The 15,645-nt window shown below is 72.1% G+C and carries 13 protein-coding genes and 1 pseudogene; 6 read left to right on the top strand and 8 right to left on the bottom strand.

The genetic code is table 11. The annotated features are described in order from the left end of the window. The first annotated feature begins 26 nt into the window (after positions 1-26). From AB3388_RS19850 to AB3388_RS19840, 3 genes are read left to right on the top strand one after another with little or no spacing between them, the layout of a single operon-like run. The gene (locus tag AB3388_RS19850; protein WP_495407037.1) at positions 27-245 is read left to right on the top strand and encodes a tautomerase family protein; all 219 of its coding nucleotides are present in this window, start codon (positions 27-29) and stop codon (positions 243-245) included. Continuing rightward, complete coding sequence (locus AB3388_RS19845; protein ID WP_495407036.1) at positions 242-1,078, top strand: alpha/beta fold hydrolase; 837 nt, start codon at positions 242-244, stop codon at positions 1,076-1,078. The genes AB3388_RS19850 and AB3388_RS19845 overlap by 4 nt, the downstream gene beginning before the upstream one ends. A gap of 4 nt (positions 1,079-1,082) precedes the next feature. Continuing rightward, positions 1,083-3,056 carry a flavin-containing monooxygenase gene (locus tag AB3388_RS19840; RefSeq protein ID WP_495407035.1) on the top strand — a complete coding sequence of 658 codons (1,974 nt, stop codon included), beginning with the start codon at positions 1,083-1,085 and terminating at the stop codon, positions 3,054-3,056. A gap of 67 nt (positions 3,057-3,123) precedes the next feature. Here AB3388_RS19840 and AB3388_RS19835 read toward each other — a convergent pair whose 3' ends face one another. The 3 genes and pseudogenes from AB3388_RS19835 to AB3388_RS19825 form a co-directional block, all read right to left on the bottom strand. Beyond that, positions 3,124-3,900 (bottom strand): class F sortase, encoded by a 777-nt coding sequence (locus AB3388_RS19835; RefSeq protein ID WP_495407034.1) that lies wholly within the window; start codon positions 3,898-3,900, stop codon positions 3,124-3,126. Positions 3,901-3,909: 9 nt separating this feature from the next. Next, on the bottom strand, positions 3,910-4,095 hold the full coding sequence (locus AB3388_RS19830) for a hypothetical protein (RefSeq protein ID WP_495411488.1): 186 nt from the start codon (positions 4,093-4,095) through the stop codon (positions 3,910-3,912). 687 nt (positions 4,096-4,782) lie between these two features. Continuing rightward, positions 4,783-5,184 (bottom strand): annotated as a pseudogene (locus AB3388_RS19825) (hypothetical protein); the annotation flags it as partial. Between the two features lie 429 nt (positions 5,185-5,613). Here AB3388_RS19825 and AB3388_RS19820 point away from each other — a divergent pair. Further along, positions 5,614-6,060, top strand: a complete 447-nt coding sequence (locus AB3388_RS19820) for an allene oxide cyclase barrel-like domain-containing protein (protein WP_495407033.1) — start codon at positions 5,614-5,616, stop codon at positions 6,058-6,060. Positions 6,061-6,062: 2 nt separating this feature from the next. Here the strand turns inward: AB3388_RS19820 and AB3388_RS19815 are convergent, their stop codons facing one another. The 3 genes from AB3388_RS19815 to AB3388_RS19805 all read right to left on the bottom strand — a co-directional run bounded on the left by AB3388_RS19815 (position 6,063) and on the right by AB3388_RS19805 (position 10,702). Then, the gene (locus tag AB3388_RS19815) at positions 6,063-8,678 is read right to left on the bottom strand and encodes an ATP-binding protein (protein ID WP_495407032.1); all 2,616 of its coding nucleotides are present in this window, start codon (positions 8,676-8,678) and stop codon (positions 6,063-6,065) included. Between the two features lie 429 nt (positions 8,679-9,107). Further along, positions 9,108-9,998 (bottom strand): hypothetical protein, encoded by an 891-nt coding sequence (locus tag AB3388_RS19810; RefSeq protein WP_495407031.1) that lies wholly within the window; start codon positions 9,996-9,998, stop codon positions 9,108-9,110. A gap of 185 nt (positions 9,999-10,183) precedes the next feature. After that, positions 10,184-10,702, bottom strand: coding sequence for a nitroreductase family protein (locus AB3388_RS19805; protein WP_495407030.1), 519 nt, complete (start codon positions 10,700-10,702; stop codon positions 10,184-10,186). A gap of 298 nt (positions 10,703-11,000) precedes the next feature. Between AB3388_RS19805 and AB3388_RS19800 the strand changes: the two genes are divergently transcribed. Then, positions 11,001-11,735, top strand: coding sequence for a hypothetical protein (locus tag AB3388_RS19800; protein ID WP_495407029.1), 735 nt, complete (start codon positions 11,001-11,003; stop codon positions 11,733-11,735). 95 nt (positions 11,736-11,830) lie between these two features. Here the strand turns inward: AB3388_RS19800 and AB3388_RS19795 are convergent, their stop codons facing one another. Next, positions 11,831-13,423, bottom strand: coding sequence for a long-chain-fatty-acid--CoA ligase (locus tag AB3388_RS19795; RefSeq protein WP_495407028.1), 1,593 nt, complete (start codon positions 13,421-13,423; stop codon positions 11,831-11,833). A 143-nt stretch (positions 13,424-13,566) separates the two neighbouring features. Between AB3388_RS19795 and AB3388_RS19790 the strand changes: the two genes are divergently transcribed. After that, entirely contained in the window at positions 13,567-14,316 is a 750-nt protein-coding gene (locus tag AB3388_RS19790; protein ID WP_495407027.1) for an enoyl-CoA hydratase/isomerase family protein, read from the top strand. A 12-nt stretch (positions 14,317-14,328) separates the two neighbouring features. Here the strand turns inward: AB3388_RS19790 and AB3388_RS19785 are convergent, their stop codons facing one another. Then, complete coding sequence (locus tag AB3388_RS19785) at positions 14,329-15,645, bottom strand: ABC1 kinase family protein (RefSeq protein ID WP_495407026.1); 1,317 nt, start codon at positions 15,643-15,645, stop codon at positions 14,329-14,331.

Below are 15,645 nucleotides of genomic sequence, written 5' to 3'. Positions count from 1 at the left end.
CGCGACCGGCCCAGGAGGTCATCCGCATGCCACTCATCCGCATCAACCACGCCGAGCCCCTCGACCCGACGGTGGTCGAGAACCTGCTCCGGTCGGTCACCGACGCCTACGTGGACGCCACCGGTGCCGACCCGGCCAAGGTGCACGTCCTCGTCGAGCAGGTGCCCACGACCCACTGGGGCGTCGGCGGCACGAGCCTCGCCGCCCGCCGGGCGGCGCAGGCCCAGGAAGGAAGGTCCGCATGAGCACCACCCTCAAGACCGTCGTCGCCGGAGGATTCCGGACGGCGTACCTCGAGGCCGGCGATCCGGCGGGGGAGACCGTCGTCCTGCTGCACGACGGCGCGTTCGGCACGACCGCCGAGCTGTGCTGGGGCCCGGTCGCCGAGTTGCTGGCGGCCGACGGCTTCCACGTCGTCGCCCCCGAGCTGCTCGGCTGGGGTGGCACGGACAAGGTCGTGTTCTTCGACCGGTCGCCGTACGCCCCGCGGGTCCCGCACGTCGCAGCGTTCGTCCGCGAGCTGGGCATCGAGCGGGCGCACTTCGCCGGCGTCTCGTTCGGCGGCTCGCTGCTGCTGCGTGCCCTCGTCGACCCGAGCCGGCCGCTGCCGGTCGGGCGGGCCGTGTCGTTCTCGGGCACGGGCGGCCCGTTCCGCCTGCCGGAGGGGACGGCGGCGCTGGCCGACTACGAGCCGAGCCTCGAGGCGGCCGAGCGGCTGACCGGGCTGCTGGTCCGCAGCACCGACGGGCTGGCCGAGCACATCCGGCAGCGCTACGAGAACAGCCTCGTGCCGGGTCACTGGGAGGCGATGACCGCGCCGCGGCTGAGCAACCCCGCCACGACGCGGCAGCTGCCGCCGGACACCTTCCTCGACGACCTGCAGGGGGTGCGGACGCCGCTGCTGCTCGTCGAGGGCCGGCACGACACCCTGCTGGAGACCGGGTGGTCGAAGAAGCTCGCCGACCTGGCGCCTGGCGCCACGGCGCTCGAGACCGACTTCGGCCACGAGCCCATGATCGAGGCGCCGGAGGAGACGGCCGCGCTGCTCGCCGGCTTCTTCCGCACCGGGGAGGTCTGAACCGGTGACTCTCACCGAGGAGAGCCGCGAGGCCGTCATCGCGGCCGGCCTGGTCGACTACGACCGGGTGGAGCCGATCACCGAGGACGACGCGTTCCTGGCCGAGGCGGTCCAGGAGGCCGACCTGCCGTCCCTGCTCGCCGCGCTGGCCCTGGCCACCGGTGACCAGAGCCTGCTGGCCGACGAGCTCAAGCCGCCGCTGCCGCCGATGGCCGCGGCGATCGAGCCGCACGGCGGGATGAGCGCGGAGGCCCAGGCCAAGGGCCGGGCGGCTGCGCTGGAGGCGCTCAAGCGGTTCCGGGACAGCGGCTCGGTGATCGCCCGGCAGCCGACCGCCGAGGACCTCGAGCGGATCATGTTCTTCCTGACCAAGGACGCCGGCCCCGAGTACCTGCCGCTGCTGCAGCACGAGCTGGGGCTGCCCCGGGACTACGGGACGCCGACGTGGACCAAGGACGAGGTCGCGCCGGACACCGACTTCACCGTCGCGGTGATCGGCGCCGGCTTCTCGGGGCTGGCCGCGGCCCACCGGCTCAAGCAGGCCGGGGTGCCGTTCGTGGTCTTCGAGAAGAACGCCGAGGTCGGCGGTACATGGTGGGAGAACTCCTACCCGGGCTGCCGGCTGGACACCCCGAACTTCGCCTACAGCCTCTCCTTCGCGCAGAAGGGGGACTGGCCGCAGCAGTTCTCGGGCCAGCCGGAGATCCACAAGTACCTCGGCGAGGTGGCCACCGGGTTCGGGCTGCGCGAGCACATCCGGCTCGGCACCGAGGTCCTGGAGGCGACGTTCGACGAGGACGCCGTCCGGTGGACCCTCGTCACCCGCGACGCGGAGGGCCGGGAGGAGACGCACACCTTCTCCGCCGTCATGACCGCGATGGGGCAGCTGAACCGGCCCAACTACCCGGACATCCCGGGGCGGGAGTCGTTCGCCGGCCCGGCGTTCCACTCGGCGCGCTGGGACCACTCGGTCGACCTGACCGGCCGGCGGGTGGCGGTGATCGGCACCGGGGCGAGCGCGTACCAGATCGTGCCGACGATCGTGGACTCCGTCGGCGAGCTGACGGTGTTCCAGCGCAACGCGCCGTGGATGCTGCCGACGCCGAACTACCACCACGACATCAAGTCCGGCATGCAGTGGCTGCTCGCGCACGTGCCCTACTACGGGCGGTGGGAGCGGTTCTGGCAGTTCTGGATCGCCGCCGAGGGCCGGCTGCCGTTCGTGCAGGTCGATCCGGAGTGGACCGAGCCCACCTCGACGTCGGCCAAGAACGCCGAGCTGCGCCGGCAGCTGCTGGAGCGGCTCGACGAGCAGTACGCCGACCGGCCGGACCTGCGGGCGAAGGTCGAGCCGACCTACCCGCCGGGCGCCAAGCGGATGACCCGCGACAACGGGGTGTGGGCGGCCGCGCTCAAGCGCTCGCACGTCTCGCTGGTCACCGACGGGATCACCGAGATCACCGAGAAGGGCATCCGGACGGCGGACGGCGTCCTGCACGAGGTCGACGTCATCGTCTACGCCACCGGGTTCCAGGCCTCGGACTACCTGGTGCCGATGAAGGTCACCGGCCGGGGCGGCGCGGACCTGCACGACACCTGGGGCGGGGACGCCCGGGCCTACCTCGGCGTGACCGTGCCCGGGTTCCCGAATCTGTTCATCGTCTTCGGGCCGAACAGCGGCGTCGTCGTCAACGGCAGCTCGGTGTTCATGGGCGAGTGCGCGGTGGAGTATTCGTTGGCGGCGATCGGCGCCCTGCTGCGCAGCGGCCACCGGGCGCTCGACGTCCGCCCGTCGGTGCTCGGGCCGTTCTGCGAGCGGGTCGACGAGGCGAACCGGCTGCGGGCCTGGGGCGCGTCGCAGGTGAGCAGCTGGTACAAGAACGCGTTCGGGCGGGCCTCGCAGGTCTGGCCGTTCTCGCTGCTCGAGTACTTCACCCTCACCCGGGAGTGCGAGCTGGCGGACTTCGAGCTGCTCTGACCGGGTTCCAGCTCCCCTCGGCCCCGCGCCGGCTCGACGAAGAGCCGGTGCGGGGCCGAGGGGCTTCTCAGGTCGTGCTCACCATGCGGGCGAACACGATGACGTTGTCCGCGTAGTCGCCGGTGCGGGAGTTGAACCGGCCGCCGCAGGTGATCAGCCGCAGGGCCGACCAGCCGACGTCGCCGTAGACCTCGCCGCTGGGGAAGCTGGTCTTCGCGTGCCGCTCGACCCGGCCGACGCGGAACGTGGCGGTCGTGCCGTCGGCGCGGTCCACCACGACCCGGTCGCCCGGGCGCAGCGCGCGCAGCCCGTAGAAGGCCCCCTTCTGGTCATCCCAGTCGATGTGCCCGACCAGGATGGAGGGGCCGAGCTCGCCCGGCGTCGGGCTGCCCTTGTACCAGCCCACCGGGTACGCGCCGGGCGGCAGCTCCATGGTGCCGTCGGCCTGCAGGCCCAGCTCCATGATCGAGGAGGTCATGCCGAGGGCCGGGATCCTGATCTTCACCGGTCTGCTCGCCGACATCGGCGGGAGGTCGGGGAACGTGAGGGGCGCGGCCGACGAGCTGGACGAGGTCGTCGTCGGTGGCGGCTGGGTCGTCGTCGGGGGCGGCGGTGCGACCTCCGACGTCGTCCGGGGCAGCTTGGGTGGCGCCGCCACGACCGCGTCGGGGACGGCGCGCCTGACCGGCTCGAGGCCGTGCCGGGGCGTGACGATCGCGACGACGAGGATCGCGACGCCGGCGAGCGCCAGCAGCGCGGACGCCGCCGTCCACACGCGCACCGCGCGGCGCCGGGCCGGGCGGCGCCCGGCGTGCCGGTGGAGTTCGAAGGGACCGATCCGCATGGGCCGCCGTCAGTGGGTCGCGCGGGCGCTGCGGCGAGCGGCCCAGGCGGCGCCACCCGAGCCGACGAGGAGCGCCGCGCCGCCGAGCGCGTAGAGGAAGGCCGGGCTGCCGTTGTTGCCGATGGTGCTGCCGTCACCGGCGTTCACCGCGCCCGACGGGCGGGTGGCCACCTGGCCGGCCGGGGTGGTCGCCACGGGGGCCGTGGTGGTCGTGCTGGTGGCGGCGATCGCGGCGGACGCTCCCGCGGTGGTCGTCCCGGCTGTCGAGCCGCTCGTGCCGGTCGTGGTGCAGCTGGTCGTCGGCGCCGTGGTCGTGGTGCCCGTGGTCGTGGTGCCCGTGGTCGTCGTCGGCGCGGTGGTCGTGGTGGTCGTGGTCGTCGCAGTCGTGGTGGTCGTAGTCGCCGTGGTGGTCGTCGGCGCCGTGGTCGTGGTGCAGGTGGTGGTCGTCGCAGCCCTGGCCGTTGGCCCGGAGGTCGTCGTCCCGGAGGTCGTCGTCGACCTGCTCGTCGTCCCGGAGGTCGTCGACCTGCTCGTCGTCGAGGTCGTCGTCGACCTGCTCGTCGTCGGGGTGGTCGTCCTCGTCGAGGTCGTCGTGCTCCCCGGGAGGGCGGAGTTGTCCTCGGCCAGGCCGTTGGGCAGGGTCTCGCAGGCCTGTCCGTCGTTGTCGGCGTCCAGGTTGTCCGGATCGCTCGGGTCCTGGAGCAGGTGGTTCTGGGCGTCCTGTCGCGTCGCGAAGTCCGAGCAGTTCTGGTCGTCCTGGGTTCCGCCCGGACCGTTCGGGTTGGGCGTGCTACCAGGGAGCGCGGAGCCGTCCTCGGACCGGCCGTTCACGGTCTCGCAGGCCTGTCCGTCGTTGTCAGCGTCCAGGTTGTCGGGATCGGTCGGGTCTTCCAGGAGGTGGGCCTGGGCCGCCGCCTGGGTCGGGAAGTCGGAGCAGTTCTGGTCGTCCCGGCCGTTGTTCGCGGAGGTCGTGGTCGTCGTCGTGGTGGTCGTGGCGGTCGTCGTCCCCGCGCGGGCGCCGAGGACGGTGCCGTCCTCGGTTCTGCCGTTGCCGGCGTCCTCGCACGCGGTGCCGTTGCCGTTACGGTCCTGGTCGTCGTTGTTGCCGTTGCGGTCCAGGTCGTCGGGGTCCCGCGGATCCTGGGTCAGGAAGTTCTGGGCGGCCGCCTGCGTCGCGAAGTCCTCGCAGTCCCTGTCCCCATAGGCGTTGGCCGTGCCCGCGAGCCCGAAGCACAGGATGGCCCCCGAGAGCAGCCCAGCTGCCGCGTACCTGTGACGACGCATATCTACATCTCCTGGGCGCGGGTGGTCGGCCGTGTTCACAGGGGTACTCATCTCGCACACAGGTCGCAATAGGGAATCGTTCCGAGACCAATGAATCTTTTCGGATCGCCGGATTACCCTTGTGCCGAAAGAAATTGAGCCAACACGCTCGGTGAACGGCGCGCACGCCACTCGACCAATTGGGGATTGCGCCCTCCGTCGCCGAGCGGATCGCCGGAGCCGCTCCGTGCGAGCCGGCGGCGGACGGTGTCGTTCCGACACGCTCCCTGCCTGGACGTTTCCTGGCCGACGACGCTAGCGTCGTCGGCCCTGCTCGGCGCTCAGCCGCACCCGCGACGCGGGTCGACGCCGTCCGGCAGCGGGAGGGGAATCATGCGCAGAACCGTCCTCGTCGCCACCGTTTCGGCGCTGTCATTCGGCCTTGCCGGAGTGGTCGCAGCCTCCGCGGTGGCCGACGACCGCGGCGGCCGGGACGGGGCGAAGACGCTCATTTTCGACGTCAGGTTCAGCCCCCAGACGATCGTTGCCACGAACAACGAGCGGGACCCGGGCAGCCCGTTCTCGGTCGGCGACGAGATCCTCTTCCGCGACCGGCTGTTCCAGAACGGGGACCAGGTCGGCGAGGAGGTCGGTTCCTGCGTCCTCGTGACCCTCGCTCCCGACGTCCTGGCCAACTGCAGCGCCGTGATCCGGCTGCCCGACGGCGACATCACCGCCCAGTTCGCCAACAGCCCCGGTCCGGACCCGAAGCCCCTGGCGCTGACCGGGGGCACGGGCGCCTACCGCAACGTCGGCGGCGAGGGAACCCTGGTCGAGTTCGGTGACGAGACGGGCACGCTGACACTGCAGGTGCTCGGCTTCGACACCCGGCGCTGACCTCACCGCCGGTCGGCGGGGGCGAGGTCCTCGAGGGTCCGGGTCAGCGCCTCGGTCAGCGGCCACCGCCGTCCCTCATCGCATGCCGCCTCGTAGGCTTCCGCGCCCAGTTGCTCCCGTGCCCGGGCGGCCAGGTCGTCCAGGAGCAGGGGGAGGGCGGGGGACGGCGGCGTCCCCACGAGTGCCCGGACCGCCCCCGCCGCACCCAGCGCCCGGGCCGCCACCTCCGGCCGGCCGTCGGTCAGGGCCAGTGCGGCCAGGCCCTCCAGCGCGTGTCCCGTGCTTGCGACCTGGCCGGCGCGCCGGCAGGCCGCCACCCCGTCGAGGATGGCTCCGCGCGCGGCGTCGATGTCGCCGTGGGCCGCGAGGGCGAGACCGCGGAGGCTGCGGGCCTGGGCGACCATGGCGTCGTCCCCGATCCCGTCGGCCAGGTCGGCCGCCGCCGCGTAGTGCCGCTGCGCCCCCTCGAAGTCGGAGTGCAGCAGCGACACGTCGCCGCTGGCGATCTCCATGTGTCCTTGGCCGAGCTCGTGGTGCAGCGCGGTGAACCGGGCCAGCGCGTCCTGGATGGCGGGCTCGGCGTCCTCGAGCGAGTCCTCGGCGATCGCGTAGTAGATGCCCGCGACGGCCGCGAGCGCCAGGTCGTTGGCGTGCTCGGCGTCGTCCGGGAGCAGTGCCCGCCCCTCCGGGAGCATCGACCGGACGGACTCGTAGTCGCCGAAGATGCCCCCGAGGAGGGCGCGCAGCACCAGCAGCCGGCCGCGCACGTCCGGAGCGGCGTCGTCGGCGCGCCGGAGGGCCCGGTCCAGCCAGTCCCTCGCCTCCACCTCGTCGTCGCGGCGGGTGCGGTACGAGAGGGTGTCGCGCAGGATCAGGGCGGCGGTGGCGAGGTCGCCGGTGTCGATGGCCCGCTGCAGTGCGGCCCGGAGGTTGGGCAACTCGGCGTCGAGGCGGTCGGCCCGGGCCCGGTGCTCGTGCCCGGTCGCCGTGAGCAGGCTCTCGACCATGTCGACCATCCAGCGGGTGTGCCGGCGCTCGGTCTCCTCCCGGTCGGGGGCGGCGGCCAGCTTCCCGACGGCGTAGGCGCGCACCGTCTCGAGCATGTCCAGCCGCGTCTCGCCGGAGCGGGTCAGCAGGCTGGCGTCGAGGAGCGCGGAGAGGCAGTCGAGGACGTCGGGCTCGCCGGGCCGGCCGCAGACGGCCTCCGCGGCGTCGAGCGTCCAGCCGCCGGTGAAGACGGCGAGCCGAGCGAAGACGCCCTGCTCGGGCGGGCCCAGCAGGCCGTAGCTCCAGTCCATGGTGGCGCGCAGCGTGCGCTGCCGGTCGGGGGCGTCGACCGGCCCGCCCGCGAGGACGTCGAGTCGCTCGGTGAGGCGGGTGAGCAGCGCGGTGGGCGTCATCAGCCGCACCCGGGCCGCGGCCAGCTCGATCGCCAGCGGCAGGCCGTCGAGGCGGTGGCAGATCTCGGCCACCGCCTCGGCGCTGAGGGCGTCGAGGGTGAAGCCGGGGCGGACGGCGCCGGCGCGCTCGGCGAAGAGCCTGATCGCGGCCGCCTGCTCGAGCGTCGCGAGCGGGTACTGCTGCTCGGCCCGCAGCCGGAGGAGTTGCCGGCTGGTCACGAGGGCGACGACGGACGGGACCGCGTCGAGCAGGCTTGCCACCTCCGTCGCGGCGGAGGCGACCTGCTCGAAGTTGTCGAGGACCAGCAGCGTGCGGTCGTCGCCGAGCGCCGCCCTGATGGCGTCCGTCGACTTCATGCCCCGCTCGCTCCGTGCGCCGACCGCGTCGATGACCGTCGGGAGCACGAGGGCGGGATCGCTGACGGCCGAGAGCGGGATGAAGACGGCGCCGCCGGGGAAGTCGGTGGCGACTGTTGTGGCCGCTTCGAGGGCGAGGCGGGTCTTGCCGACGCCGCCGGCTCCGGTGACCGTGACCAGCCGCGTCTGCGGGTCGCGGAGGAGTGCGGTGAGGGCCGCGAGGTCGTCGTCCCGGCCGAGCAGCTGCCCGGGCGGGGCGGGGACCCGGTGCTCGACGGCGAGGGTCTTCGGTGGCGGGAAGTCGGTGGGGAGCCCGTCGACGTCGAGTTGGTAGAGGGCGGCGGGCTGCGGGAAGTCCTTGAGCCGGTGTTCGCCGAGGGAGCGCAGGGCGGTGCCGGCCGGCAGCTGCTCGGCGGCCAGGGTGGCGGACGTGCCCGAGAGCAGGATCTGCCCGCCGGCGGCCGCCGCCGCGATGCGCGCCGCCCGGTGCACGTCCAGGCCGACGTAGCCGCCGGCGTTGAGGGCGGCCTCTCCGGTGTGCAGCCCCATCCGCACCTGAAGGGCCAAAGTGGCCACAATGGCCCGCTGGGCGTCGGCCGCGGCGGCGACCGCCTGCACGGCGGTGGGGAAGGCGACGAAGAACGCGTCGCCCTGGGTGTCGACCTCGCGGCCGCCGTGGGCGGCGAACGCTTCCCGCACCGTGCGCCGGTGGTCCTCCAGCGCGGCCGCGTACGCCTCCCGGTCCTCCCGCACCAGCCGGGTCGAGCCGGCGATGTCGGTGAACAGGAAGGTCACCGTGCCGGTCGGGAGGACGTCGTCCTCCTGTGTGTCGTGCTGGACCGCGGTGAGCTCCTCGGCCACGGCGGGCTCCCCAGGTGGGTCCGGGCTTCGTGCCGACCACCGAGCAGGGTAGGGACGACGTCAGCCGTCAGCCAGAGGCCTGCGACCGCCCTCTTTCCTCGCGGTCCGCTGGTCGGACGTCAGCGGCGACGGTGGTGGCGCCGGGCCGGCCTGACCCGGCGGTGACGGGGACGGCTGCGTCGGTCTCGTCCGGCGCCGACGGAACCGGTAGCCGCAGCGGCGGGCCTGGCCACCCCGAGGTACGTCGAGCCGCTTGCGACCTGCGGCGAAGGACAGCCGTCGAACGCAGGTGCTCGAACCTGCACGACGAGAGCGTCGCGGATGGTGCTGCGCCGGCCGGCCGAGATCCAGCAAGGCCAGCGCGCTCGTACTCCGGGTGCTGAAGTGCCCGCGGTCCGACCGGGGTCTCGACGGAAGAGACTGATGCGCTCAGGCGGAGGGGGCGGGGACCGTCATGGCCGGCGTGCTCGGCCGGTCGTCGGCTGCGGAAGGTATCTGCGCCGGCGCACGTGCTGTGGACAGTTGCCTCATGAGCGTGCCGAGCAGGGTCTCCAGTTCGTCGAGCCGCTCGCTCTGCTCCGCGTCCGGCGCCTCCAGATCGGCGTACAGCGGCCGGAACCAGGAGGCAAAGGCCGTGTCGTATAGGGCGGCGAAGGTCGCAAAGCCCAGGAGTGGGTGAGGCTCACGCGGGGGTCCGTCACCGAGCATCAGCTCACCGATCGCCCGCTGCTCCTCACGCCAGACCATGAACGCCTTCCCCAGCCTGTCGGTCTTGAACCGCCCGCGGATGCCCTGCATGGTCGCCCAGGCCTCAGGGTTGTTCTCCGCCAGCCGCAGACGGGCATCGGCCCGGTAGACGTTCTCGGCCGCGCCCCAGTACCGCGCGAACCGGTAGAACGTGCTCTTCAGCGCGACGTCGCGGCGAGCCTGGTCCCCGAAGTAGAGCCGGAAGCCCCTCTCTCGGATGTTGTGGATGCGGTCCCGGAGTTCTTCGGCTGCTCCCCGCAGCGTCGTCCAGAACTGGTCTCTGTCCGCCTCGTCGTTCCGCAGCTGTTCGGCCTCCTGCGTCTCGATCTGGAGACGCGACCTGAAGACCTCCAGATCGTGCTGGGCCTGGCTCTGGACGTTGATGATCGCCTCTTGAGCGGCGATCCGCCTTTCTTCCAGAGCCTCCTCGGCCTTCTGCTGCTTGTCCGTGAATTGCTGCTGCGCTCGTCGGTTTCTCTCGCCCTGGCGCCAGGTCACGTACCCGGCGATGAGAGCGGCCAGCACGCTCGCGACGGCAGCGACGACGGCTGCGACGACCGTGGGATCTCCCATGGGGCACCGTCCCGTCTTCTTCTGATGGGAGCGAGAAGAGGCATCCAGCCGCCCTGCTGTGACCCTCCGTCAGTGCACCGCCCGCTCCCGGCCTCCCACATGGCCGCGACCTCCCGGCTCCGTGGGTGTCCCACCCTCGCGGCCGATGCGGTGCCAGAACCAGGGCCCGAGGCCCTCCCCGAGCGCTACCAGCGTCCCCAGTGCACGACCTCGTCGAAGGGACGGCGGTCCGGCTTCTGGAGCGGGTGCAGCGGCCGGTCGGCCGGGTAGCCGAGGCCGAACATGTAGGCGCAGAAGCAGCCGTCGAGGAACCCGAGCACCTTCTGGGCCTGCTCCTGGTCGCGGACCGCCGAGTGACCTGAACCGATGCCCAGGTCCGCCGCGGTGATCATCATGAACGCGGTCGCCTGGCCGAAGTCGTAGGCGATCCGCTGGCGGACCTGGTCGTCGTCCGGCTGCTCGGCCACCAGGGCGATCGTCGCCGCCGAGCGGGCGATGTGCGTACCGCCCTGCGGCCAGGCCTTGGCGAGCTCGACGAGCTGCTCGCGGTCGGTGACGACGACGAAGTGCCACGGCTGCCAGTTCGACGACGACGGCGACCTGCGGCCTGCTTCGAGGATGCGCTCGAGATCGTCCCGGGGGATCGGCTGGTCGGTGTACTGGCGCACGTTGCGGCGTGCTCGGACGGCGTCCCACGTCTCCATGCCGCCCGTCCTACACCGTTCGAGGCGCCCTCACGTCTTTCCGATACGGCTGGCGAACCTTGTGCTCGAACACGTTGCCCCACAGTCCGAGCGGCAGGCCGTCGACCGGTGGGCGCTGGTCTGGCGTTCCGCCACGCGGCTCGATGGGGCGAGGCGTCAGGGATGCCTCAAGGGGCCGGCTTGGGTGTGCACTTTGTCCGGCTTGCTTTCAGGTCTGCGCCATCGGTTCGACGAGGCTGAGCGCGTATCCAGCGAACGCCGAGCTCTCTCAGGAATTACATCAGGGGGAGGGGAAGACATGACGTCGTGGGAACCCGGTGGTCGACCTCCGCAGGCGGCCGATCCTCGATGGGGAGCCGGCCGCCCGTGGCAGCCCGACCCGAGGCCTAATCTTCGGGACGGCTCGACGGGCAAGCGGAGAACATTGGAAGTCGTCACCAACTGGATCACCACAGTGACTGCCGTGGCGGCTCTTGCCTTGTCGGTGGTGACCTATGTGCAGGTCAACAGCGAATCGGATGTGCACCTGATCATGCCGCAGCAGCTGCGGATCTCCGCTCCCGACGACGGCCGCCAAAGCATCTACCTGCAGCCCACGTTTACCGCGAGCAGGAGGACGGAGCGTCCCGCCGTGCTGATGAACATGACGCTACTGGTGGAACCCCAGACCGACGGCGCAGAGATGCCCCTCTTCGCGTGGCACGAGGTCATCGACATCACTCAACTCGACGACGAGGATCGGGCGATCGTTCGTAGGCGTGTTTCGGATCCGGTCCCCGTGTTGATCTTCGGATCGGAGCCGATATCGCCGACTATCTGGTTCCTGGCGGCCACGCCCAGTCCGACCCTGACGGTGGGTAGGTTGGAGGCGACACTCCTGGTGGAATGGCAGGACAGGCCCTCCATGGTCCGAGACTTCTGCATCGATATATCGCAGGAAGCTGTGGACGACTTCGCCAAGGTGACGGACCCGGTCTTGTTCTATCGTTTCATCAAGTATGAGACGTCTGACTGTTATTTCCTCGAAGCGTAGCGGCACCAACGACCTCTGAGGCTTTCATTCGGTGGCCGCCGCTCAACCGCAATGGTTCGCGCAACCAGCTACCTGATGGTGCGCACGCCTGGCCCTCAATGCACGGCGCGCTCCTGCGCTTCCCAGTACGGCTTGCGCAGCTCTCGCTTGAGGACCTTGCCTGCGGCCGACAGCGGTAGCGCCTCGACGAGCTCCATGGAGCGCGGCGTCTTGTAGCCGGCGATCCGGTCGACGCAGAAGTCGTGCAGCTCCTCGAGGGTGACGGTGGCGCCGGCGGCCGGGACCACGACGGCGTGCACCCGCTCACCCCAGGTCTCGTCGGGAACGCCGATCACCGCGCAGGTGGCGACCGACGCGTGCTGGGCGAGGACGTTCTCCACCTCGACGGAGTACACGTTCTCCCCGCCGGTGATGATCATGTCCTTGATGCGGTCGGAGATGTAGACGTAGCCGTCGTCGTCCATGTAGCCGCCGTCGCCGGTGTGCATCCAGCCGCCGCGCAGCGCCTCCGCGGTCTCTGCAGGGCGGTTCCAGTAGCCGAGCATCACGTTGCCGCCGCGGACGACGATCTCGCCGACCTGGCCGCGGGGGAGCTCGACGTCGTCCGGACCGACGATGCGTACCTCGTTGTGCGGCAGGGCGCGGCCGGCCGCGCGCCGGCGCCGCGGGTCCTCGTGGTCGGTGGGGAAGTTGCCGGTGGCGCAGGGCGCGAGCTCGGTCATGCCGTAGAGCTGGGTGAACTGCGCGTTGGGCAAGGCCTTGAGCGCGCGGCCGAGCACCCCCTCGGACATGGGGGAGGCGCCGTACGTGATCCGCCGGATGCTGGTCAGGTCGAACTCGTCGATCCGCGCGTGGTCGACCAGCAGCTGGATCATGGTCGGCACGAGGAGAGCGTCGGTGACCTGGTGCTCGCTGACCGCCGTCATGACGGCGACCGGCTCGAACCCTGGGATCATGATGTGCGTGCCGCCGCGCAGCACCTGCGCCGTCCAGGCCGCCAGGTCGGCGAGGTGGAACATCGGGGCGGCGTGCAGGTAGACGCCGTCCGGACTCAGGAAGTGCTCGGTGGCCAGCGTGCCGATGCTCGACGCCAGCAGATTGGCGTGGCTGAGCATCACGCCCTTGGACCGGCCGGTGGTGCCGCCGGTGTAGAAGACGGCGGCCAGGTCCTCCCCGCCGCGGCGCTCGTCCTCGATCGGCTCGGACGTCGCGACGAGCTCCTCGAAGGACAGCATGCCGTCCGGGGTTGGGCCGTCGCCGGCGTGGACGACGTGCTCGATCCGCCCGTCGGCCGCGCGGATGCCGTCGACGTGGCCGGCGAAGGCGTCGTCGACGACCAGGACGCGGGCGTCGACCTCGGCGAGGGACTCGGCGATCTCCGGGATGCTCCAGCGCAGGTTGACCGGGACGACGACGCCGCCGGCCCACAGCGTGGCGGCGAGGAACTCGTGGTAGCGGTCGGAGTTGAGGGAGAGGATCGCGGCGCGCTCGCCGTCCTCGATGCCGAGGTCCTGCAGGGCGCCGGCCAGCCGGGCGATGCGGCCGACGGACTCCCGGTGGGTCCGGACGCGGCCGGCGCAGACGGTGGTGATGCCGTTCGGCTTCTGCTGGACGGCGCGGTGGAGTCCCTGGGTGAGGTTCACGGCGGCCTCGCGTCTCGTCGGCGGCCAGAAGGTGACGGGCGTCACCCGACCAGCTGAACGCGAGGTGGCGCAAGGGGGTCCGGTGCGGGGTGACCTCCCCGTGCTGAGGGCTCGGCGAGCGCGTGGTCTGATGCCGGGAGAGGTGCCGGCCGACAGCGGAGTCGGCCGCCTGGTCGAAGGGTGGGCTCGTGGCTGCTGGCTCCGGTGAGGTGCTGCTCGACTACGACGGAGCGGTGGCCGTCGTGACACTGAACGCGCCGGACCGGCGCAACGCCCTGACGCCCGGGATGGCCCACGAGCTGATGGCCACCTTCGACGAGGTGGACCGGCGGGAGGACGTCGGCGCGTTGGTCGTTCGCGCGGTGGGGAGGTCCTTCTGCGCCGGCGGGGACATCACGACGCTGACCGACGCGGGCCGCGACCCGGCCGAGGCCTCGAACTACGAGGGCATGTCGGCGATCTACGACTCCTTCTACCGGCTGGGGCAGGTGAAGGTGCCGACGATCGCGGCCGTGCGCGGGTCAGCGGTGGGCGCCGGGATGAACATGCTGCTGGCGGCCGACCTACGGATCATCGCGCGGGACGCCCGGCTGATCTGTGGCTTCCTCAAGCGCGGCCTACATCCGGGTGGTGGGCATTTCGTCATCCTGTCGCGCCTGATCGGCCGCGAGGCGGCCGCGGCTATGGCGCTGTTCGGCGAGGAGATCAACGGCGACCGGGCCCGCGAGCTCGGCCTGGCCTGGGATTCGGTGGACGACGACGCGGTCGAGGGCCGGGCGATGGAGCTGGCCGCTCGCGTCGCCGCCGATCCGGGTCTGGCCCGGGTAGCGGTGGGCAACTTCCGCAAGGAGGTCGTCAACGGCGCGGTGAGCTGGGAGGTGGCCACCCAATTCGAGCGCCCGGCGCAGATGTGGTCGATGCGCCGCTCGGCGGACTGAGGCGGAGCCGGCTCAGTAGCCCGGCAGCCACCGCCGCAGCTCGCCGTCCACCGCGACGGTGGCGTTCAGCGAGCAGAGGACCCCGACCAGCTCGGCGGCCACCCGCTGCAGCAGGAGGTGTCGGGCGGGGATCGTCAGCTTCCGTTGAGTGCGTTGGGCGGCGCCCAGGGGCTCGGAGGCGCGCCGGGTCTGCTCCTGCAGCCAGCTGCGGGTGAACGTGTACTGCTCACTGCGCAGCGGCTGCAGGTACGGGTCGAGCAGCGCGAGCAGGGCGGTCGGCGTCACGTCGTCCGCTCGGAGCAGGTGGGCCGAGGCGGCGATGCGGTGCAGTTGCGCCGGGTCGCCGTCCCGCCCGGCGGCGAGCAGGGGGCCGAGCCGGGGCGGCCAGCCGTGCGGCATGGGCTGGTTCGACCCGAAGTCGAGGACGCCGAGCCGGCCGTCGTCCATCAGCCGGAAGTTGCCCGGGTGCGGGTCCCCGTGCAGCCGCTGGGCCCGCGCCGGGCCGGAGGCGAACAGGCGCACGAGGACCTCGCCGCAGCGGTCGCGGTCGTCCTGGGTTCCGTGGGCGATGACGCGCGACAGGGGAGTGCCGTCGATCCACCGGGTGACGAGCACCTCGCCCTCGACGGCCAGCACCTCGGGCACGAGGACGTCGGGGTCGCCGCGGTAGGCGTCGGCGAAGGCGGCCTGGGCCTCTGCTTCCCGGGCGTAGTCGACCTCCTCGACGAACCGTTCGCGCAGCTCGGTGAAGAGCTCGCGGACGTCGAGGTGGGGGACGGCGGCTTTGACCAGCGGCGACAGGCCCTGCAGCATGCCGAGATCGGCGACCAGCGCCTCGGCGGCACCCGGGTACTGGACCTTGACGGCCACCGGCGTGCCGTCGGACCAGGTCGCGCGGTGGACCTGCCCGATGCTGGCGGCCGCGGCGGGCCGGATGTCGAAGTCGCGGAATCGTTCGCGCCAGTGCGGACCGAATGACGCGCTCAGTTGCTCGTGGACGCGGGCGGCCGGCATGGGCGGCGCCGCCTCCTGTAACCGGACGAGCGTCTCGCGGTAGGGGCCGGCCAGCTGCTCGGGGAGGGCGGCCTCCATCGCGGAGAGCGCCTGGCCCATCTTCATGGCGCCGCCCTTCAGATGGCCGAGGGTGGCGAACAGCTGCTCGGCGGTGCGCTGCTGGACTTGCGCGGCGACGAGTTCGGCGGGGCGGCCACCGAGGCGCTTGCCGAGGCCAAGGGCGGTGCGGCCGGCGTAGGCGGCGGGCAGCGCGGCGAGACGGGCCGTCCGGGCGAGGCGGCCCCGCGCCGGCGTCCCCTCGTCCGGACCGGTCAC

This window comes from Geodermatophilus sp. SMS 5-13, from assembly GCF_059428245.1.
The sequence above is the reverse complement of the archived record's forward strand: the minus strand, read 5'-3'. Positions and strand labels throughout refer to the sequence as shown.